Source organism: Amphritea atlantica (assembly GCA_024397875.1).
In the GTDB taxonomy this organism is placed as follows: domain Bacteria; phylum Pseudomonadota; class Gammaproteobacteria; order Pseudomonadales; family Balneatricaceae; genus Amphritea; species Amphritea atlantica_B.
In genome coordinates, this window is sequence record CP073344.1 from 195,527 (window position 1) to 220,304 (window position 24,778).

At 48.7% G+C, this 24,778-nt stretch carries 1 protein-coding gene (only partly in view); it reads left to right on the forward strand.

Annotated elements, in window-relative coordinates; genetic code table 11:
- A protein-coding gene (locus KDX31_00855) for a DUF4347 domain-containing protein (GenBank protein UTW03633.1) crosses the window boundary here: on the forward strand, positions 1–24,778 show its 5' portion. Its footprint extends 12,569 nt past the window's final position; 24,778 of the gene's 37,347 nt are visible here — the first part of the coding sequence; the start codon lies at positions 1–3; its stop codon lies off the right edge, out of view.

Sequence of the window (24,778 nt, forward strand, 5' to 3'; positions counted from 1 at the left end):
ATGGAAAATCGTTATCTGTTATCTGCAGATGCGGCTCCACTTGCGTTAAGTGCAGAGCTGCTAAACGAAAACGTCATGGTAGAGCAGCTGATTGATGCAGGCTTAGCGGAAGCGAGTAACTCTGAGGAGTTACAGCTGATTCGTCAGCATGATTATGATCAGGATAGCGTTGATAGTGGTGCTGACGCTGGGGCCGAGATTGAGAACCTTCAGGTTGCAGAGCTTCCGGTTTCCTCTGAGGATGATGGCGAACTTGAGGCTGTTCAGCCTAAAGAGGGTACGGTTGAAGACAGTGTTAGTGCTGAAGCTGATGCGCTAAAGTCTGCCGCTACAATTCAGCACATCCAGCAATTGTCGGGTCATCAGTTTGTTGTTATTGACCCTTCCGTTGACGATTATCAATCGCTGTTAAGTACCTTTATGGGCGATGCGGCCGATGGGCTTGAATGGCGTACTGAAACTACCAGCGCTGGCAGTGTGTTGGTGGCGGACTGGTATCCGGCAGAGGGAGATACGGAAGAGTCCTTAGCTTCAGAAAACGAATTAACTGACGCGTTAGTGGATGAGTCATTGGCGCGTAAGCAGTCCGAACGTGTGACGGTCGTTTTGCTGGATGCCGAAGCTGATGGTGTTGAACAGCTTGCTGATGTTCTTACTGCCTATGAAGATATTTCCGCGCTGCATGTATTGTCACACGGAGCTTCAGGCTTGCTGCGCCTGGGGACGGCTACCCTGGGAAGTGCTTCTTTAGAACGCTATCGTCAACAGCTGGAAGCCTGGGGCAAAGCACTGAAGTCAGATGGCGATATTCTTATCTATGGCTGTAACGTTGCGCAAGGTGATGTTGGTATCGCGTTTGTTGACCGGCTGGCGGGGGCAACTCAGGCAGATATTGCCGCGTCTGATGATCTGACGGGTAATCGCTTCATCGGTGGCGACTGGATACTGGAAACTGAGTCAGGGTATGTGACTCAAACCCTGGATATGATGTCCTCTGAACAGTTGTTTTTTGCATCAAATGATCCTCTGTATGCGGGGCTTTTGGCTGCCGATAAATCCGTTAGCTTAGGTGAGCTGAATGGCTCGGCGACTCCGGTCACTCTCGCAGCGGGCACAGATACCATCAACTTCACCGGTGTTAGCAGTGACATCCGTATTACCGTGACGGGCAAAACCGCCACCACTCCGTTCAAAATTACGGCCCAGGCAATCAATGAAACGACGGGCGCTCTGGTACCTAATACGTTACGTACTTTCCAGTTTGCCGACGGTGATGACTCTACTATTAAAAATATCAAGGTGGGTCGGGCAGGTTATAAAACTGAACTTGAGTTAAAAACTAAAATAGATGTTTTGGATACATCGTCAATCGCCAGTGCCTACATCGCTATCAGCAAAGCAGGCACTGCTTTATCCAGTGATGATGCATTTAAGTGGGTGAAAGATTATGCGGTGATGGGGATTGACCCTGCGGCCGTCGATGCTGCTACACAGCTGAATGCTAAAAACACGGTTGCGGTGGTTACCAGCGGAACGGGAGAAATTGGCAAACTGTCATTTGGTAAAGCTCTGGATACCGGAAATACCAAGCTTATTATCGATGATAATTCTGCACCAATAGACATCAATAAAGCCAATACCAACTATTCCGGCAAAATTGATCTGATTTATAACTCCGGTGGTTCAGGCACTGTGCTGACAAATTATGTCAATTTATCAGTGGGCACTACCATTAAAGGTATTGGTACTTTAAGTGGCTTTAGTAAAGACTCATTTGCGTCATTTACCGCCGATAAAGGTGATCAGAAACTTGATGTTGCTGGTTTAACTGATGTCACTGTGACTACAGGCTCTGGCGAAGATTACCTTGCGGGTGGCGCGGGTACACAAACCTTAGTGGGTGGCTCTGGGTCCGACACTTATGTGTTTAAAAATGATTGGGGTGCTGATCAGGTTATAGAAAGCGCTGATACCAAAGACGGTTTAACGGTGATTAAGGGTGGCGACGCCGATGCCCTGGATTTCTCTGCGCTGACTCAGGCGATTACGGTTGAATTTCACTCATCGGTTAAATCGACCAAACCGCTGTCAACAGCTACTGTGCCGGGTATTCCGGTGGTCTCTGAAGTGTTGGAAAGTGATAGAACATCGACTGAAAAATATGGTGTTCAGGTTTTCCAGGGCCAGAATGTAACCACCAGTACACACTCGGTAAAAAATGCCATCAATGTTGAAAAAGTGATCGGTGGCCTGGGTGATAATACCTATAAATTCAATAATGACTGGGGTCAGTTTTATCAGGGCGCGACGCCTGCGCTGGCAGAAACCGTTAACTTTTTTATTGACGACACTCAGTCAACCAGCAAAAAAGGGACGCTTGATTTCCGCGAGGTCACTCACGATCTGATCTTTGAACTGGATAGTGTCAGCACTACATCTACCGGGATTCCGGCGGTCACTACAATAACCTCAAAAGTGAAAGTGACGGCGATCGTCGAGAAACAGATCAATATCGGTACCACGGCGGCGCCTATCTTAAAAACGGTCACTTTCACCTATGTCGTTAACGCGGATAACATTGCCAACATCATCGGTGGTCAGGGTAAGAATACCTACATCATCAAAGATCAGGATGCCTTGCCCGGTAAAATTCTGACTGCGAAGACAACCGGTACGGTGGCTGAGGGACTGGTAACAGGTACTGTCTATGTCGCGGGTGCCAATATCGCTAAAACCGATGGCGTTAATATTCTGGATTACTCGCAATATAAGTCTACAAACACTAACGATGTGATTGTGGATCTGGGTAAATCAACGACGGGTGTAGTCAATAAAGCGGTAACCGGTATTTTTAATACCGCCGATGGTGTGCTCCCCGCTACGGCCACCAACGAAGTACAGAAGCTGACTGTTCCGAAAATTAAAGTGGGTACGCCTACTTCGCCTCTTTCCAGTGCTCAGGAGCTGAGTAACATCAAGAGCTTCCGGTTGTCTCTGGGAGGCGTAGAAACCATAGAAATTAGTAATTCGGGTACTGCGGCATCGATTGCAGCAGAAATGACTAAAGCTCTTAATGGATTATTGTTAAAAGCGACGCCGGTTGTTTCTACAAATACAGCCCCGGCCCAGCCTGCCGCCACGCCTGCGGCTATGGTTAATGTGACTGGTGCAGGTACTGCGACGGGTACCAGTCCATACGATTTCACTATCACATTCCAATCGTTAGCGGCTGGAATGAATATTCCAGAGATTAAGCTGATAACGGAAGCTCGTTCAGAGAAAAAAACCGCAGGAGGAAGCAATCAGACGACCATCGTTTTAAGCGCTGAGACTGAAACGAATCCTGATCCTCTTACTGTTATTAAAAAGTACACTTCCAGCGGGCCTACGACTGAAGATCGTTACACACTGACGACCACTATTAAGACCATTATCATTGATGCGGTCGAATTTACCGGCGCCAGTACCGGCTTAAAAGCGGGTGCTATCGATCGCATAGATGGCCTGAGAGGCACCAGTGATTCGGGTGCGGGTACGGTTAAAAGTATGACCGTTTTAGGCGACTTTGGCTTGTTGGTCAATGGTACAGGTAGTGGTGACGACCTTATCTTTTCTGATAATTATACCCAAGCCGTCAGTGTTAAAACCGGGCGTGTCTGGGATGGTGGAGCCGGCCAGGACATTATCACCGGCACGCTACAGGGCGATATTTTGTATGGCGGCCTGGGTAATGATGCCATCGGTGGTGGAGAAGGCGATGATAACCTCAGTGGTGACGCAGGTAATGACCGGATCAGTGGCGGCTTAGGTGACGATGTTATCAGCGGTGGCGCTGGCAATGACTACCTGAGTGGTGGTCTGGGCGACGACAGTATCGTGGGTGGTACGGGTCATGATGTTCTCTATGGTGGAATAGGTGACGATACCCTTATTGGCGGCAAAGGCTACGATCATTATGTGTTCATCAATGACTGGGGGCAGGACGAAGTTATTGAAAGTCAGAAAGGGAAAGATGACACAACCACCGATGAGGGGCTGAAAACCCGTGGAGATGTGCTTGATTTCTCCAATGTCACCCAGGAGATGACTTACCTGTTCAACAGCAATAACTTATTGGCAGGTACCGGTACTTTTATTAAAGATAAAACCAGCTGGACTAAAACCCTCTCTGGATTTGGTGATGTGTCTGGCCATTTTGCGCTGACAGCCAATACTGTCCGTGTTAACAGTGAAGGTAACGCCAATGACGTACAGCGAATATTTCTGGGTGGTGCTGTATCGGGTAATTTCACGGTAAAACTGAATAACTTCCCCAAACCGGATGGTACGGTTGAGACAACAGCGCCGATCTCAATAACTGTAGCCAGCACCACGGCAGTGACAGCGACCAATATAAAAACGGCACTGGAAACTAAGCTGAGAGTCCTGCTGACTCCCGTTGGTGGTGTAGCGCCAGTCGGTGACCTGGTAACCGTGAAGTCTGCAGGGTCTGGAACCGGGGCGTTTGATGTTGAGTTCAAAAAACCGATCTACACCAATATACCTTTAATGACTATTGTCAGCACCGCTGGGTTATCTTATGCGATTCCGACAGTCGGTACGTTGGTGCCGGGCGTTAATACGGTTGATGCCAATACGGGGTTAATTACTCAGCATACCAATGGTTCCGTTAAGATCGATCTGGGTCTGGCTGAGTCCGGTAGTTTTACAATGGGTTTCAAATACACTGAAACCGTCGGTGGGGTAGCGACACCTAATAAGACGGTATCCATTACGGTACCTATCGCATCCGGTTCGACTCCTAATGATATTGCGGCACAGATTCAACAAAAATTAAACCAGCATAGTCCACAAATATTTGCCAATGTGGTGGTTTACGGTGCAGGCAATAAATTTGAAATTACTGTTTTAAATCCCGAAATAAGCGATCTCAACACGGTTTCACTCACTAACTATTCAACGTTAAAGGGTAAGCCCGATATCTGGACAACCGTTGAGGGCTCTTCGGTTCGTGAGATTAAGCAACTGACACTCAATAACGTCACCGAAGGTAGCTTTGTTTTAACTATTGGTAAGTATTCCACCGGCCCTATTACCATTGATACAACGGCCGGGACAGCTGACCTGAAAAAAGAAAATACCCGCTTAGCTATTCAGACCGCATTAAATAACCTGAAGCGAAATTTTGTTCAGAAATACACGGTAGAGGTCCGCGCCGATAGTTTTACTGATGCATTGAAAGAGTGGCAAATTACCTTTACCGCGCCGGGTGAAAATGATGTCACGGATATGTCTGTCGACGTGACGGGCTTAAAAGGGACAAATAATTTACAGGGACGGGTTACCACGCTGGTTGATGGTAGTCGGGCTGGCAACATACATGCGTTTGAGACTATTCTGGCGCCCAATGCCGACGCGACCTTTATTTTTGGCTCTGCCTCGGCAGCCGATATGCTGGCGGCGATTGCCGTTCCAGAAGCGTTACGCAAAACAAATACCGTGACCATCGATACCAGTACGCTGACGGCAAATGGACATGTTCTGGACATCGATTTCAGTCAGGTTTCGGATGAACTGAATTTCAACTTTGAGCAGAAAGGCGCGGTTAAAGAGGTACAGCCGCTTATCATAGATACCACTACGGCGGGTGAGTTTGCTCTCGATTATAAAATTCAAGAGATTCAGCGACTGGCCTTCACCGGCTCTGAATTGCCTACTGGAACCTTTAAGCTAAGTTTTAAAGATCCTGCTACGGGTACCGTCAAAACTACAGCGACTCCGATTGAAATTATTACCAATACCGCGACGGGCAAAGTAGACGTTAAAGCCACGGCTGCAAAGATTGAAGCAGCATTGAAATTATTGAAATTCACCTCTGCGACCGGTTCTCAGGTGAGCCTTAATGTGAAAGTGACCGGTGTGACTGTTGATGGATCACCCATAACCGCTGAAACAACTAATGAAGGCTTTAAGGCCAATAGTTGGGATATCACCTTTATCAACAAAGAGTTGGTCAATGTGGATCTGTTACAGGTTACCTCTGCATCGGTGACACCTACCGTTACTACGGTCAAAGATGGTGAGCACAAAATAACCGATAAGATTACTTTTGTTGCGGACAATAAAGCGGCAAATATTATTGAGCTGAAGAATAAGCTTAACGAATTACTGGGTGCCGGTTCGGTCAGCATTAAAGAACCGCGCTTTGGCAGTACGGCGGCAAACACTAAACTGAATATTACCTTTAATGATCCGGGTAATGTGGTCTTAACCAAAGCGTTGAAGAACCTGGATGGATCGGCGTTGGGGTATGCCTCTCCAGTGAGTGGCAAATTTGAACTGACGACGGACGTTGCAAAAGGTAAGGTCGACGGTAACACGGGTCAGTTGTCACTGACTGTAGAGCGAGTTGCACCAAGACCAACGACCCTGAGTACCGATGCTCAGGCATCGGGCCTGGTTGATAAGTTACTGGGTGAGAGTGTTTTTGAGACCTTTGTCTTCACGAATGTTGGCGAAAATACCATCGTGCGTGGTGGCGTGAATGCCAATACCTTCTCCATTTCGGGAAGTACGACCTTTAAAGGGACGGTGATTGGCGGTACGGGTATCAAACCGTTATCAGCGCAGCTGCTTAATGTTGATGGCCTGGTGGGTATGTTATCGTTAACGCCACCTGATCTTGCAGTCAAAAATACCGTTGATATCTCAGGTGGTAGTTTCGCCGATCTGCGTAAGATTACTTACGTGAATTTGGCGGAAACCTCTAAGTCATCCGTTGCCGTTGATACGGTTGTTGATGGTCATCGGGGGGCTGAAGTTCAACGTTTGTCTATCCCCGAAGCTCAGCGTGGTAGCTTCACATTAACGGTGCAGGGTGACACTACATCAGTCACCACCGCCCCCATCTATCTGACTCCTCCGGTGCAGCAACAGCTGCTGGTAACCGATTCGACAGACTTTAATCTGACCTATGTCACGACAGCAGGTGTTCAGACCATTACCGGTTTAAGCACCGGCGCAGCGGCGGACGATATATCGACGACCATTGCCAATACAATAAACACCCAACTGGCCACAGAATTTAGCCTGGCTGCGGGAACAAAGGTCGTCTCGGTGACTAAGAATGAGGCTGGATACCTTATCACTTATACGAACCAGAACAACATGGTGGAGTTCACCGGTGTGGTGACGTCTGCGTCTGGCAGTGCGGCGGTATTTACTAAAGAGAGTAATGCGCCTCTCAATTATGCAGCCCTGGCGCAACGTATCGAGAACGCTATTTACCAAGCGATGGCGCTGCCTGCCGGAACACCAAAAACGGTTTTGGTCACGGCAGACGAAACAGCGGGAACATTTGATCTGCGTTGGCGTGTGGTGGGCGATAAAACCGTTACCACGCTGACTGATATTTCGCTCTCTGCGCCAGCGGTTGATCTGGTGTTAACCCCCTCAACTACCGCTACGCCACAGGTTCACGATATTACCATTACTCATGGTGCTAATTCAGATCCTTATAATTTATATATCGGCACCTATAAGACAGCAGACTTAGCCCAGGAAGCCGATAAAAATGCTATTCAGGCCGCACTACAGCAGCTCATTAATCAGCAACCGACTCTAACAGGGACGGTGACGGTTACCGGAACTGGCCCGTTCACGATTAGCATTGCGGGTGGCTCTGTGGCATCCATTGTCGCTAAGAACAGTATCTTTACCGGTACTGTTCTGGGCACATCGACGATCACAAGTCAGCTTACCAATGGTCAGGAAGTTCAAAGCCTCAACATTAATGGTGCTTCGCAGGGAATCGTAGGGCTGAAGTACAACCTGAAAGCCCTGAGTGACAACAGCCTGGTCACCGGTTCTGTGTATGTGGATGTTGCGCTGCAGGCAAATCAGACGGCCGCTGACCTGCGTGGACGTATCGAAACGGCGCTTAATACTCAATTAGCAGGTGTTGCAACGGCCGCGGTTACCTTAGTTGGCGATAAATTCAGCATTACACTGACCTCACTGACCCATATTGTAGAGTCGATGGGGGGCACCGGTTACGGATTATCAGCGGCCTCAACCGATCAGTCTTTAACGCCGGTTAAGGTGGGTCGAATTGATGCCTATCTGGATCGCACTGATACCAGCAATGCAACGCTGGTTGAGACTAACCGGATCTATAAATTTACCATGCCACCTGTGGTGGCCGGTGAAACCATCAGCGGGACATTCACACTGAGTTTTGGTGGTGTAACCACAGGGCCTATTGACTATGACGCTGTCAATAATACGTTGCTGGCGAGTATTAATGCGGCCCTGACCGCGTCGGCTATCAACACTCTGCCCGTCACCCTGGTGGGTAATGAGTTTATCGTCGAAGTGGTGGCTGATCTCGATGCGGCTGAACAGCCGTTAATCATTGATGCATCAGCCCTGCAGATTGTTAAAGACACCGCAGTTGCTGCCCCGGGTGTGGCAGCCAATATAATTACTGTCGCCAATGGCAGTGCAGTGAGCGTAGCAGAAAAGCAACGCGTCACCTTGGTGGATCAGTCACTTACCACGTTCCGCTTATCCGTTAATGGCGTCAGTACTCTTGATATTCCGGTTAATCAGAATGATGCGACCACGCGGGGGGCGATTCAAAGTGCGCTTGATGCGGCGTTAGGTGCCAATAAAATCACGGTTACGGTGAATCCGGATAGCGGTAAAACCAAGTCCTGGATACTTGAAGTTACCGGAGCTACACGCCTTAGTGATACGGATAATCTGGTTATTGGCGATAACGCTAATGCTCTTACTGGCTATGCGAAAGATGATTTCACCCAAACGGTGTTAACCAGTTTATTGGGTAAGAAGGCAGGCTTTACCGGCCGAATTCAGAATATCGATAATGTTACCTACGGTGCAGGTATAAATATCGCGTTAAACACAACGCTTAATCCTGTTGCAGCGTTGGGCAATGCCTCACTAGGCAGTAACCTGTTTGAGGTTGGTGGTAACTTAATTGAAAACTCAATTGCCAACCCTTATGCGCAATTTGTTGCAAACACTGTTATGTCAACGGTGATCAACGGTGAGCCTTCACTGTTTTCAGAGAATGTTGTTGCGCCTGGTTTTCATGTGCTTGCGGGAGGCTGGGGTGCTGATACCTATAAGTTCAGTGGTCTGTGGGGCGCCGCTGCAGTTGTTGAGGCGCCCGATATTAAGATCGCAGGTGTCAGTGACTTCTTTGATACATTAGATCTTTCCGAGGCGGGTTTTGGTCTCAAAGGCCAGCTGGGTAGCGGTGATGTTAAAAATACGCTGCACTACGATATATGGGAGATCACGACCGACAATATCAGTGAGCTTACCGATCTTATCAGTGTTGGTAGAGATGATGCTGAAGTTCCACTGCTATCGATTGGTGCTAATTTCATTATGGTTCGGGACGAGATATTCGGATCGGCACTGAAACGGTTCGGCATTCCGCTATCGGATGATGTTTTATTAGGTAACTATGTTTTTGCCACCGGTATTGAGAATATCGTTGGCGGCGGTGGTGATAATATCTTCACCTTCCACGGTAATGCTCGTTTGCGAGGCGTGATCTCTTCAGAGGGTGATATTACCCTTAATTATCAGAACTATGACAATAACAGCGATGCTTCAGATACTGTTGCCGGGGTGACGGTAGACGGTACGGCGGGTATTGCTTACACCTTATGGGATGCTGTTGAGGTGCCGGTCTGGGGGGAGATTGCTGAGTCTAAAGTGTTATTTGGCAGTGCAACCTCGGTATTGGGCGAGCGCTGGAATTCACTTTCCGGGGCAATTAATGCGGCGGTGGCTGCAGATTCGCAGTGGAACCTGTCTAATAACGCTGTTGCCGGTTTTACCAAAGTGATTGGTTCCAGCGGTGATGACACCTTTGTCGGTAACGACAATGATAATATCTTTGTGATCGGTCAGGGAGGTGTCGATACGATAGATGGTGGTGAAACCGATGAAAATGGCAACACCCTGAGTCTGGAGGGCCAGACCTCTAACTATTCTGTCAATTTAGCACTGGGCACTGCATCGCGGGAGCAGGGCGATGAACAACAATTATTAGCACTCAATGCTGTTGAAGGTGATCAGTTTACGCTCCAGTTACCCTTAAGTGATTACTCTGCGGTTGGCGGCTTTACGACTCTGGATATCACTGTTGGTGCGACTGATACCGTCACAGCCAGTAATATCAGAACTGAGCTTGAGCTGCATCTTGGTGTTAATAACGTTAGCGTGATTCCCAAAGGCTCGAGTACCTTTGCTATCACTTTTTTGAATCTTGATAGATTCGATAATCCAGAACAACTTATTTTTACCCCAACCCATTTAACGGTTTCAAGCGACCGTCAGGTTCAAGCCGCGGTTGCGCCGCAGGACCCATTAGATGGTTCTGAGAAAAACTATATTCACCAGATTACTCTGGGTAATCAGATAAGTGGTGGTGAGTTTACGTTCACGTTTGATCATCCTGACGGCACAACCGGCCCGGTATCAGTGAATATTACGGCACTGGCTGATTATCAGACGATGATGCAGCAGATCGAAGACAAGCTGAACGAGGTTCCTGGCCTGCTGGTGGATGTGACTCAGCCCAATCCTGCAGATGTCGAAGACCTGCGCAACTTTACCTTTAATATTGAATTTATTACCCCGGGTTATACCGATGTGACGGGTATTGTTCTGGATACCACGAATCTGGAAACGGGCTCGGTCACCACCACGGTTCTTGATGGTTCTACCATTATTGCCACCTATAAAAATATTCAAAACCTGGAGGGCGGCAAAGGGAATGATGTCTTTAGAAACATCAACGGTGGCGTCGTTATAACGGATCTGATAGACAGAACAGCGAACCCGACCGCTCAGGCTTCGTTTGAGCTGGATTTCACCGCGAGCTCTTTCGACGAAGGTGAGTTGGTTACCCTGTCGTTTGCTAATTTTGAAGAGACCGTCGGTGTTACGCCTGATCCTGCGCGTTTGCAGGTAACGTTTGCTATTGGTGTTGACGATGCTGTAACAACCGCCAACATAGAAGCGGCGCTGAATGAGTTGACGGGTATAACCGTATCGGTAACCAGCACCGTTGCTGAACGGTTTACAGTCGATTTTTCAGCCTCGCCTGATCCTGAGATCAACGACTTCAAACTGGATTTGGCTAAAACCACTTTTACTTTTAATGACAAATTTGGTCAGGATCAGGTTTTTTCCACCGGTACATCAGATGTCCTCGACTTTTCAACGATCGCGGCAAAAATCACTAAATCTGCACCGCAAACAGACATCGATGGTGTATATACAGAGTATTTTTACACCGATGACTCTGGCACCCGTCATTCCGTCAAAGCTTACGGTGCTTTTGATGTTAAAGGTTTAGATGAGATTGCCTCGGGTGAGGGACTATGGACGGCTTTCAAATCATCTCAGGGCTTTGGTGAGTTTGTTACCACAGCGACGGTGGGTACCGGGGCGACGATCGACGCGACAACGGATGCCGCTGCGATCGATAAGTTAAAAACTGAAGCGATTGCCCGTTGGACCGAGGTACTGCCTGCTGCTGCGCTGATTAATTTGCAAAATATAACGGTTACAGTAGACGCTATTGCAGACGCCGGTGTGGTCGGTAGAACCACCAGTGCGCCCGGCGCGAATGGCCTGGATTACACCATCACACTTGATGATGACGCTGCCGGTGCGACCTGGTATGTGGATGCGACAGAGCAGGATGACACCGACGATGGTGCTTATGACAGCATTGACCTGTTGACGGTACTGATGCATGAAATGGGTCATGTGCTGGGCATGAGTCACCCTGATTTCCCCACCACCGATCTGATGATGGAGGAGATTGCTAAAGGTCAGCGTTTGTTGCCAACCTCCGATCATTTTATGAGTTTGTCGGATCAAACCAAGTTAAGTATCGGTCTGGGTGAGCTGGCTACCTGGTCTTCGCATCTGGGTACTAAAATTGATAACTATCTGGACGACTCCACAGCTATTCCGTTTACCGATCTATCCTTGTCTGATCTGCTGGGTGATAAAGTCACCAACTTAGACGGCACTATTCAGACTAAAGTTCAGGCCTTTGTCGACACGATCGATGCCTATCTTGATCTCAATAGTTCTGCCACCACCAAAGATCTGCTGGAGCATTTGCAAACCACCGGCTTGAATGATGGTTTTGCTATCAATGTCGCTTCATCTTCGAATTTAAAAGAGTACAGTGTTGCCCTGACCCTGGAGAGCTTCAGCGAACTGGTCAATCTGGATCTGAATGAACTGATCTCGTTTGGTGATTTTAACTTTGACCTGCCGATTGATATTACTCAGTCTCAGCCACTGGTTATCAGTGGCGGCATCGACTTCATGTTTAACTTTGGTGTTGCTGATGACGGCGCCTTTTATGTGCGGGATCCAGGCTTGGATGCGCACTTCAATTTCGGCGAAGAATATATTGATATTACCGGTATTACTGCCGGTTCTGCTGATACCACGCCTGCCACGATTACCATTGCCGGTAATCATATTGGTGCGATAAAAAGCACCAGTGCCGGTATGTTCATGGTCGGTGATGCTTTCTACCTGCAGGGGTCGGGTAATACCGATGAGCTCTATACGGTTGCGGCTATCGAATTAAGCCCTGATGGCTCTTCAACGATTATTACTGTTGCTGAGGAAATCTTAGCCTCGGATCTGGCGGATGAGGTTGCCGGTAATCTTATAAAAGCCTTTGATTTTGGAGTCAATTTAGGGCCGATTGGTTTTGAAGTGAATGATGCGGCACTGTCACTGGGCGCGTCAGTTGGCATGGGGTTCGATGGGGTTCTTAATTACCAGGATATGCTTAGTGATAGCACGGCCTCGCTGATGGGCTTGCCTGAATTGGAGGGTGATGCTCACTTTGAAGTGTTATTGCCAGTGTCGCTCTCCGGGGCGCTGGATGGCTTCAGTAATGAAGTTGGTTTTATTACTGCCAGCAGTAGCAGTTTGCCCGAAGATGCTTCAATGGCACAGTTTCTCTCCAGCATTCCAAGTTCTGTCCAGTTCGATAATCTAGAAGAGGTATTCTCATTAGGTGGTCTGTCACTCGATATGATTATCGGGGGGGTGGACGAGATTCTTAAAGATATTGTCGGTACCGATCGGGAAGTATGGGGGCAGAAGAGCGGAAACACTGTTAATTTTTACGAAGAACGCTGGGGTGCTGGTTCTGTTCTTGCGACGGATAGTTATGAAATATCTCCAGTCGGGGGGCCACAGGCAAGTCGCTATGAAATCCTTGAAGATGGTAAAGGCATTACTCTTCTTGAATGGAAAGATACGAGCAATAGCGATACTTTCTGGGGCGTTGAGCTGTTCCAGAATAGTGAACGCGTTATTCAGACATACTCTCATACATCATGGGAGTTAATGGGCAACTACGATGAAAACGATGTGTTGGTTGAGCCGATAGCTGAGGAGATAACGGGCGCTAAATTTATCGATACAACGGGCACCAATCCCGCCACGACAGGGGAAACCCTGTCACGCTTTAACATCAAAGATGGTTTGCTGTATGACAAGATAGCCTTAATTGATGCCAGTCTTGCCGATATTCTGGGGGATGGAGGTGTGAGTTTTGCGGCGGGACTGAGCGATGCTGTGAGCACTGTTCGTGATGCGGCGCGTAACGTCCAGCAGCTGGAAGATATGCTCAATGAAGAGCTGCGTATTCTGTTGGCTCCGCTGGGTATTGCTGCAGATGCCGATATGGTTGATATGAGCTATGTCAATTCGGCGTTTGACTTCGATCTGAATCTCGACCTGATTGCTGAGAAAGAGTTTGATCTGGCGCTTGATATAGATGATCTGGGGCTGGATACATGGTTAGGCCTTGCCGATGGTGCATTAGATGCCATCAACGTTGAAGCGAATGGCAAAATAGACCTGAGAGCTGAAGCCGGTTTAGATCTCGGTTTCGGTTTTGATCTGAGTGACGTGCGCACGCCTATTTTCTACATTGATGAAATGACAGGCATTCATGCTTCATTGCACGGCGGGGTTGACGATCTCGATATTGAGCTAGGCTTTGACGCCGGCCCATTGGGCACCATCGGTTTGCTGGGTAAAAATGGCAGCGCTAATATCGATCTGGGTTTTTACGCCAATATGGGTAACCCGGGTGCCGACGCTAATGGCAACGGCTACTTAGATTTAACCGAAGTGAGAGACGGTTTTCAGGCAGCAGCTTTTGGTTCTGCCGGTCTGAACTTACCGATGTTCTTCCCCATTGAAGCACTGCCTCTGGGCGGCACCGACAGAGACCTCAATGCGGATGGTGTTGCGGATAACGTTCTGTTCGCCAAAGCGGCGTTCAGTGTCGATCAAAGCCAGAACTTTGTCAGCACCTTCGATTACAACCTGCCGAAATTCAATATGAATTTTGATGTCATCGTGTTGTTGCTTGATCTGCTGAATGACCCGAAAACCGTTCGGGAAGGCTTGGAAGGCGCATTCTCAGCGATTAACGAAGTCGCTGCAGGAATCGATAATATCGAACTGCCTCTGGTGGGGGGGGAGCCCTTTGATGATCTGGCCAATAGCTTGCGCAGCATAGAAACCAGCGTCCTGGGCCACAAAGATGCCAGTGGTTATATCGATGGGCTGGGCAAGAAATTACAAGATCTTGAAGACGAAGGAGGCAAAGTTTTTGAAGCTTTGCTGAATGAAATCCGTCAGGGGCTTTATGACGGGCTGAAAACCATCAATAGTCCACTGTTTTCCTTTGTGGTGCCACTGTTAGATGCTTCTGGTGCAATTCAATACGATGAAAACGGCAAGATAAAAACACGTCTGCCCACCAGTGCAGACGACATTGAGTTAACCTTCTCGGCTAATGGCTTATTAAGTTTTGATATCAAGTTTGGTGGTGTGCTGGTTGACGGCGAACTGCCGGTTGATTTTTCCGTCGGAATGCCTGGTTTAGGCCTGGATGTTGATGCTTCCCTGATTGCTGAAATTGATTACCTGATGGGCTTAGGCATAGGGCTGGGCAATATGGCTCCGCTAGGCAGCGGACCTGATTTTGGTTTGTTCCTCAACACCTCAGGGATCAACGCTAAAGGTGAAGAGATCGCCCTGGATGTCGATGCTCGTCTGAAAAACGGTTCCACCGCGCAGGGTACGCTGGGCTTCTTAAAGGTCGATGTGACTGACGAAACCGCAGGTAAGGTGCTGCAATACGATGGCGCAGGTAATCTCATCAATGACAAAGGGGCAGGCATCAGCGGCCACTTTGGTTTTGATATTAAAGACATCGGTGGAACAACCGGCACCGTTGCCGCTGATGGGCGTTTAGAGCTCGGCGAAAAAGTTGAGCTGGTCATCAATGCCAACGCTTACGCTGAGGCGAAGCTGTTTACCAAGGTTTCCACATCGGCGGCAGATGTGTTGCCGTCTATCGATACCACCATCGTTTATTATCAGGATTTAGCCAGCGGCTCTCTCTCGACAAAGAGTGGTGCGAGCATTTCGTTTGGTGATCCGAACATTATTTTACAAAATGTACGCTTAGATGCAGGCTCAGTGTTTGAAAGCTTCCTGGGTGATACCTTCGATACTATTGGCAATATTATTCTGCCACTTAAGCCGGTTATTGATCTGCTTAACACTGATATCGATATGGGCGTTGCCAAGCTTAAAATCCTCGACATTGCCTATCTTCGTTTGCCTGCCACAACGGTTGATACAGCGAAAAAAGTCATTGCTGCTCTGGCCGCCACTATCGACTTTTTAGAAAAGGCGAAAACGCTTAAGTCGGCTGGCTATATCGACTTTGGTGACTTTAATTTAACCGGTGGTTATGCAACCGATACGTCATCAGCGGTTACCTCTAAGAACACAGCGGGCGCCAAATCAGAAGCTGATCGAAATGCCCAGTTGGGTACTCATGCATCAACCATTGCCGGTCCGTCACAGGACGGCGTAGAAGGCGGTGTATCCAGCGCGAATAAACCGACTAATAACCGGGCAACCTTTGGTAATCCTGTCGGACAGAAAAACTTCAGAATTCCGATTCTGGAAGATCCGGCCAGCCTGCTGCAGTTTATTACGGGCCGGGGTGAAGTCGATCTGTTCTGGTATGATCTGCCAGACCTGGATCTGTTCTTTGAATATCAGAAAACCTTCCCGGTCTATCCTGGTTTTAACGTTGGTTTCTTCGGTGAAATTGGTGCCAGTACCAACTTTGATTTTGGTTTTGATACGCGCGGCTTCCGTGAGTGGATGGAAACCGATTTTGACGTAGCTGAATCCTGGCGCCTGATTAATGGATTCTATCTGGACGATCACGGTCTGGAAAATACCGTTGATGATAAAGCTGAAGTCACACTGCGCGCTGCGGTAGGTGTGATCGCCAGTCTGGGCCTTGGTGGCCTGGTTGAAGCGGGTGTGAAAGGCGGTATTGAAGCGATTATTGGCTTCGATCTCAACGATATGGAAACCCGGTTCCTCGATGATTTGCCCGTCGGTGATGGCAAGCTCTACGGTTCAGAACTGATTGAGCGGATTACCCATGGTCCGCAGTGTTTGTTTGATATGACGGGCTCACTGAACCTGTTCTTAGAAGCGTTCCTGTGGGTGGGTATTGATGCAGGTATCAGCAAGATAACCCTGTTTGAAGCACGCAACCGTTTCGTCAACGAGGTGTTGGCAACCTTTGAACTTGAATGTATTCACCACGCGCCGGATCACATCGCTTCCTGGGAAAATGATGATCAGAGCAGCGGAAATCTGATATTAAGTTATGACAAGGGTGCGGATGCTGATGCGCATAGCTACACCGTTGATGTCATTACGCCGGATATTGATTTAACACTACAGAAATTGTCAGAAGAGGGTTATCTCGACACTGAGTATTACACCAAAGCGGAAGAAACCGCTTTGCGTGATCGTATACGCTTACTGAAGAGCAATAATCCTGATGAAGATATTATTGTCGTTAGTACCGGGCTGGTCGCCGAAGTTTATCTGGCTAAAAATGTAAGCACCTTAACGATTTCGGGTACTTCACATAATGATCGCTATAGTCTGAAACGCTTAAACGGTCGCGTTGATCACATCGAGGTTGATCTGGCTGGCGGTAGTGATTTCATTGAGATGATTGCGGATCCCGAGAACACTGAGTTCCTGACGGGGCTGTACGTTAGTGGCGGAGCGAACACCGGAACGTCACTGGTCGCAGGTATTGATGATGATGTGATCTCCATAGATACTGCTTATCTTGGCAGTGGTAATGCGAACGACACCTATCTCATTGAAACCGGTGATGGCAACGATCAGGTGGTGGTGAAGGGTGAAAACTTTAATTATGACGGCCTGACTGTTCGTGGTAACGCGGGTGACGATATTATCTTTACCGGTGACGGTCATGATCGGGTATTTGGTGGCGAGGGTTTCGATACCATAGCGACTTATGGCGGTGATGATTACGTTGAGGGTGGTGATGAGGATATTACCACTGATATCGCGACCTTTACCGACCCGGATGGCAATCTGCGGCTAACCCCAATCTACCAATTAGATGGCACGCCTTACGATTACTACAACAATCAGGGAATACCAACGGATGGTCCGGGTGGTGCTGCTTTAGTCATCACTAAAGACAATTCGTTGTTCAGAACTCAGTTTGGTGATTTCATCGACGGTGGTTTAGGCAGTAACACCATCAAAGGTGGTGCCGGCAATGATGAGATCTCAGTCGGTGGCGTAGACGAAGAAGGCAATCCAATACTGGGTGGCGTGAATGATATAGAAGGTAATGCCGGCGACGATATCATCAATGCGGGTACCGGCTCGGTCGATGTTGATGCGGGTGCTGGTGATGATACCGTTGTCTGGAATTATGCACCGTTGGCGGATGGCGCCAATCTGCTAATGTTGGGTGGCGCAGGTACAGATACTTTCGATATAAAAGTCAATGACGACGCCAGTCATGTTGATCTGCGTAAGCTCAATGCCGCACTTTTCTTAGCCGATGGCGTAACAAAAGATACCCGGGCTAAATTAACCATCGATTTCGCGCCTGATTATATTGTCATGGACGCTATCGAGTCTCTGAAACTCGATACGCAAAAAGAGAGTGACGATATCACTATCGGTGATTTGATGGACACTTCTCTGGTGAGTGTTGATATCACGTTAGGCCGGGATAAAGCCCGTGAATGGCAACCCGATCGTGATGTTGATGGTAATTATCAGGTCTATCCAGCTGATTACTCCGCCTTCCTGGCGCAAACACCTAAGCTGGATGAAAATGGTGATGTGGTTAAGGATTCCAATGGCGACATCATTTATGAGCTGAAAGAACCTCAGAGCTATATCACGAATGTACGCCAGGGCGAGTACTTCTATCGTTATGATTTGCAGGAGGGTGGCAAGTATCTGACCACCTCTAATGGAGCACCGGTACTCGAGTCCATCGTTAATGTTGCCGACTATTTAGCCTCGTCACCGGAAAACAATCAGCAAGAACTGTGGTTGGCTGATGGACTGGATAACGTGACTCTGTTTTACGGCTACGATGATACGAAAATCGATGATGGCCGAACAGCGGGTAACTCAGCAACGATTACTGCCGGTATGAGTGCGGCTGAGGTGCAGGCAGCGCTTGAGTCTATTACCGCTATTGGTGTGGGTAACGTCACTGTTACACCGGCTGCAGCGGCAACGCTGAGTACTCATGGTACTCAAGCTAATCCATGGGTAATTACCTTTGACGGCGCGACCACTGATCTGAACAGCAACTATCTGGTGCTGGCACATCAGTATTATGTGCAGAAACATAGCGGTCCGATGACTGAGCGCAGCGATACCCGTACCCAGCAGTATCTGTATCATCTGGATGTGTTGGGGGCTGACTATCTGTCTAACCCGGATCACACACCCAATGTCACCACCATTACCGATACTATGAGCGAGGTAGCTCGTAACGGTGCTCAGCTGTTGGCTTTTGACATACTGGATTATAACGAAGACGCGCCTGCCGAAGTGAATGGCATTGTTTGGTATAACAATGAAGGTGTTGCGCTATCGTCATTGATGACAACCGCAGAAGTGCAGGCTGCACTTGAAAGCCTGACCGGTATTCCCGCCGGAAGTGTGGGAGTGAGTGGTCAGGGAACCACGAATAACCCCTGGTTGATTCGCTTCTCTGATAATCCGTCAGGGCCTGCAGCTGATGAAGCATCTAAAAGTGCGGATGGGAATTTCCATACCCTTGAGTTTGTTACCGGTGGTAGCGCCCTCGGGGCCGGTATCGTTACCAGAACCACTGTGTTAGGTGATGACATCAATCTGCCGACTAATACCGAGCAGTCATTTACTCTTCCTGCAGGTAGTAAAATAACCTCTGTCAGTTACGGTGGCGGCACTGTGACCGTCGATGCTGATGGCACGCAAGCGTCCATAGAACAAGCGTTGTTGGCGCATTTTGGAATTAACGATGTGGTGGTCACTGCCGGTGATGTCGCAGGCAGCTGGGTTGTCCAGTTATTGGATGCTATTACCGATACCGATGGTAACTACAGCGTCCTGAACTTTGAATTAGTGGATAGCGCTGCTGCGGTCAGCACGTTAACGGCGACCTCTTCGACGGTGACCCAGCATGTGGTGTTCCCGGCGAGTGACCGTCAGGCGCTTACCCTTCCGGCGAATGCGTTTGCTGCTGAGTTCTCCTATAACGGTCAGGCGGTTGACGTTTCACTGGACCTGGCCGCGTATAGCTATGTGAATGGTTCCGGTCAGACCGTGCAGGTGTCACTGGCGCAGGCAACGGCTGCGGCCATAGAAGCGGCGCTTCTGAGCCACCCGGATATCACCGCAGTGAAAGCCACCTGGGGTTCTGAGCCAGGCCAGTGGATCATTCAGTTGCTGGATGCCACAACGAATACCGATGATGACTTCTTTGATCTGAACCTGACCGTTGTAGAAACGATTGCTGATGCGCTGTCTGTATCGGCCACGAATACTACACTGCCTAACCCAGACTATGTTGATGGTGTTAGCGATCCTGCAGAGGCGGTGTTTACGTTTACCAATGGTGAACAGAGTATCAACTTTAATACCGATACGGCGATGGTTTGGTACGGTACTGAAAAAGTGCTGCTGAACAGCACGATGAGCGAGGCCGATATTCTGGCCGCGTTTAATACCATCGATGCGTTGAGAGCTTCTGTTGTTGAGGTCGTTATCAGTGGCACTGGCGACTGGACTATCAACTTTTCTCCGCTGGATACGGCTGATACTTCCTATGAAGTGATGAAGTTGGCTGAAATTTCTGAGGTTTCTGTTGCTGATCAGCAGGTTATTGAATCTCAGGTGATGGTCAACAACGGGCGGGTACAGAATTTAACGCTGGCCGCGGGGCCTGTGTCGCTCTGGTATGGTGATAAAGCAATTGATATCAGTACATTGAGCGCAGCATCGATAGAAGCAACCCTCGAAAAATTTGATGCTATTGATGATGTGTATGTCACCGGGACGGGCTCTGCTGCTGATCCGTGGCAGATCACTTTCTTGCAGGCCGAGCAAACAGAAGAGGGTGATTATCTGCAGTTGCGCTCAGAGCAATACACGCTGAACGGCAACGTCGTGCAGGCTTCTACAGCGTTCTCGCGCGACCTGAGTCATGGGGTCGTTGCCACGCAAGCCTTGTATCTGGAAGACTGGCAGGATCATGCTTACTTCTCTTACAACGGCGAATCGGTAGTCTTACAGCGTGATATGAGCGCGCTTGAAGTGGAACTTTATCTTGAAACGCTGGATACCATCACCGATGTCTGGGTAGGTGGTACGGGTATTGAAAATGATCCATGGACTGTTGCCATTCTTGACGCGGATCTTAACAACGATGCTCCTTATGTGATGGACCGCTTCATCAACATCCAGAATATGGAAGTGAAAGCGGATGTTAATACGTCAGATAACAAACAGCAGCAATACATTAACAAAGCGGATGTTGTGACAGGAACCTACTTGTATTACGGCGATCTCAGCATTCAGCTAGGCACCGCTGATCTGACCGAGAGTGGTTTGCAAACGGCTTTGCTTAATGGGGGTATAGGCGGCCCTAATGTGTCTGTTCATGAGGAAGGAAACGTATTCAGAATCGCTTTTGACACTCAGGCCAGCCAGGCGATTGTGGTCAACCCTGCGGGTGCAGGTTCTCTGGAGAGTTTAGCTGTCGGGCTGGATATTAACGTTAACATGACGCTGCCGTTGGGTGTCAACAGCACAACGTTCAGCCACCCGGATTACGCTTCGATTACGGTTGACTTAACCGCCTTGAATGCGGCTAAGATTGTTGCCGATGAAGCCGCAGATGCGGCAGCACTTTCTCCCAGCGATGTGGCTCTGGAGAATGCCGCTATTGCCGCTGCTACGGCCGCGAGTAATGCTGCCCTTGCCGTTGTTACTGAACTGCAAACAAAGTTCGCCGCCTGGAACGCTGTTGACTCACTGGGTAATGCGACTCTGGTAACGGTCGATGGTGATGGTTTAAGCCGTAATACGACCTTTACGATTGCTTTAGCCGGATTCTCATCTCAGGTACCGATCATCCAGACCTATGATTTCAGTGGCGCTGGCGTACAGGCGCTGATTGATAATATTTCCTCCAGCTATCAGGTCATTGAGCGGGTAGACGCTGCCGGTAACTGGCATATCGAGCTTGATGGCGCAGGTGATTATGCGGTGTTGCCGCTTAATTCACCGACGGGCACAGCGGAAGGGTACTTGTCATCGTTCCAGACCATTGAACAAAATGTGCCGCGCATGATTGAAAAGCCTACCTGGTCCATTCCTGACGGCGGCGGTGAAGCGGTATTGGATGGCGGTACCGATTGGTTTGAAGACCCTACCTACAATACTGATAACGCCAACGATAGCGTGTTAATTGAAGGGGGTGACGATGCCAGTATTCAGGATTACTTTACCGTAGGTCACGAGCTGCGGGAGACCGGTCTGGTTGATGAGAACCTTGATCCTATCTTCTCGAAAGATACCGAAACGGTACAGGTTGTCCATCGACGTGTTGATTTCGCTGAAGCCGATAACTTAAGCGAACGTCAGGTGACGATCGTTATTCGTGGTATTGATCGCAAACCGAACGAGTCGGATGTCACCGATAAATTCGACACCATTAATATCAATGCTCTGGGCGGGGATGATTTCATCGTTGCGGGCTTCAGCCCGAATGAAGAACCTATTCTGGGCAACACCATTAATTCTGATGCGGTGATACTGTCACGGGCTGTGGATAACCTGGGCCTTAGCGGTGGTGATGGTGACGATCGTCTGATTGGTAGTAACTACAACGACCGAATCAACGGTGGTGAGGGTAATGATGTTATTACCGGTGGTCGTGGTACCGATATATTCGAAGATATCGATGTCGATAATAATGATATCGATACGTTGATAGAACAGCGTGATTTGAACTTCAGCTTGTCGGATGATTCATTCAAGGTGACAGGCCAGCAGCAATCACTGCTGGATCCTACAAAAGATGTCGCCATTAATGAAGATGAGACAACGGTTGGGGTGTTTGAGCAGTTTGAAATATACGGTGGCGCAAGCGGCAATGACTATGGCGTGAGAGATTTCACCAAAGGCGCTTTTTTTGACGGCGGCTTCGGTTCTGATAACTACGTGATGACCCTTAGTGGCAATGTTGATGATCAGTCCAATATCCATATTCTGGATAGTGGCACCGGCGCGACAGAGAGCGATGTGCTGGAAATTTGGGGTGCTGATGATGCAGATGATCTGCTTCATCTGGATGTCGATACTCAGTATCAGCTGTTAGAAAGGCAGAGAAATTCAGTCACCAATGCGTTAAGTGACTTTGTTCTGAGCTACTACGATATCAACATCAATGTATCTGCATCTGATAACGCCGGTGATATAGAGTCCAAACTGGCAGGTGCTGGTATCGTCGCCCGGGTCGCTTCTGTGGGTGGCGATGCGTTGATGATTGAACTGGTTGATGCCCCTCTAACCTCTGAAGATAAATTCATGCGCTTTGAGGTTGATGATGCGACGGCGGCTTCGGTCTCTGTTATTCGCTCCTTTGTGGAGCGTCTGGCTGAAGATGGTACCGGTGCGGCGTTACTGGCGGGCAAGCCTGATATCGACGCGATGTTTGAGCGTAAAGATAACGAGATTCAGGTCTTCAGTATATTGCCTGATCAGACTGGCAGTTATACCTTAAGTTACGATGGTGTATCTACCAGCCTATTAAACAGTACCGATGATGCGGCCACTATTAAAGCGGCGCTATTAGCGCTGACGGATCCGCTGACCGGTGAGAAGAAAATCACCGATGTTAACGTCAAGGGAACAGGAACTAACCGCGACCCCTGGTATGTAACCTTCATAGATGCGACTCAGGATGTTCAGGGTAACTTCCATCTATTACAGTCAAGTAACGCTGCACTGACCAATAAGCCGGTTGATATTGCCGATGCGATTGCCAGTACCACGCCATCAATCTCAATGGCAGATCCTGAGTTCTATCAACGGGTTTATTACAACGAAGGCCTTGGCACTGTGTCTGTTCATGGTGGTGGTGGCAACGATACCTTCGTTGTCGATGGCAGCATGGCTTCACTGAATGTCTCCGGTGATGCCGGTGATGATAACTTCCTGATCGGACGTGTTATCGAAACCCACTTCGTGGATGATGGCCATGGTGAGCTGATCGAAGTGGTCAAAGGTCGCAACGGTATTACCGACGGTGTAAATAATAATAGTTTCTTCTATGGCGGAATCGGTGACGACTATTTTGAGGTCAACCATAACATTGGCCAGTTGTCCTTATATGGTGAGGCGGATGACGATACCTTCTTCCTGAAATCTCACTTACAAAGTGGAATAGCGTCTACCAGTGCCGCCAGTGATACCGGCGGTGGCGGTATTGTCGCCGGGGCTGGCGATGAGAATAATCTCACCGCTGAAGATGAAAAAGACACCATGATCAACTACGTGCAAAATAATCGCGTATCTATTTTTGGTGGCTCAGGTTTCGATACGCTGATTCTGTCAGGCACCCGTCTTGGTGATGAGTTCAATATATTCACCGATGAAAATGATAAACAGTACATTTACGGTGCGGGCCTTAAAGTTGAAGGTGTTAAGGGTATCGAACGTCTGGCGTTACTGACTGGCGCAGGTGAGGATGTCATTAACCTGTACGGGCTGAATACCGATATAACCCTGTTGCTGAGTCTGGGGTCTGGCAATGACCATATCAATTACGGTGGTGCCGGTGGAACCTTTAACGTTACTTATCCGGAATCCAATGCCACCTATACCGTCGAGCAGAATGTGCTTGATGACGCGTTGGTTTCGCAAACGATCACTGATAATAAGGTTGTCTTCACCAAACGTGATAACAGCTTCGATGCCGCCGCCTGGGAAGCCTTTTTCCAGAAATGGGTGCAGGCAGATGCCAACCCGGTTATTGATGAGGCCCACTGGCGTCTGTTTGAGGCTAACTTGACGGTTGCCTTAAAACTCTTCGCTCAGGGCGTTGAACGGGCACGTAACAACCCGGTCAATGGTGTCAGCCTGTCCAGTCTCGAAAGGAAAAACTACGGCAACTGGACGTTCAATGTTCGCCAGGACAATACCGCCGCAGTTGATGCTTACGTTCAAAACACCGACTTGCTGGAACAGGCGCTGAATTTCTCTGGCCAGGAGTGGGGACAAAACTTCC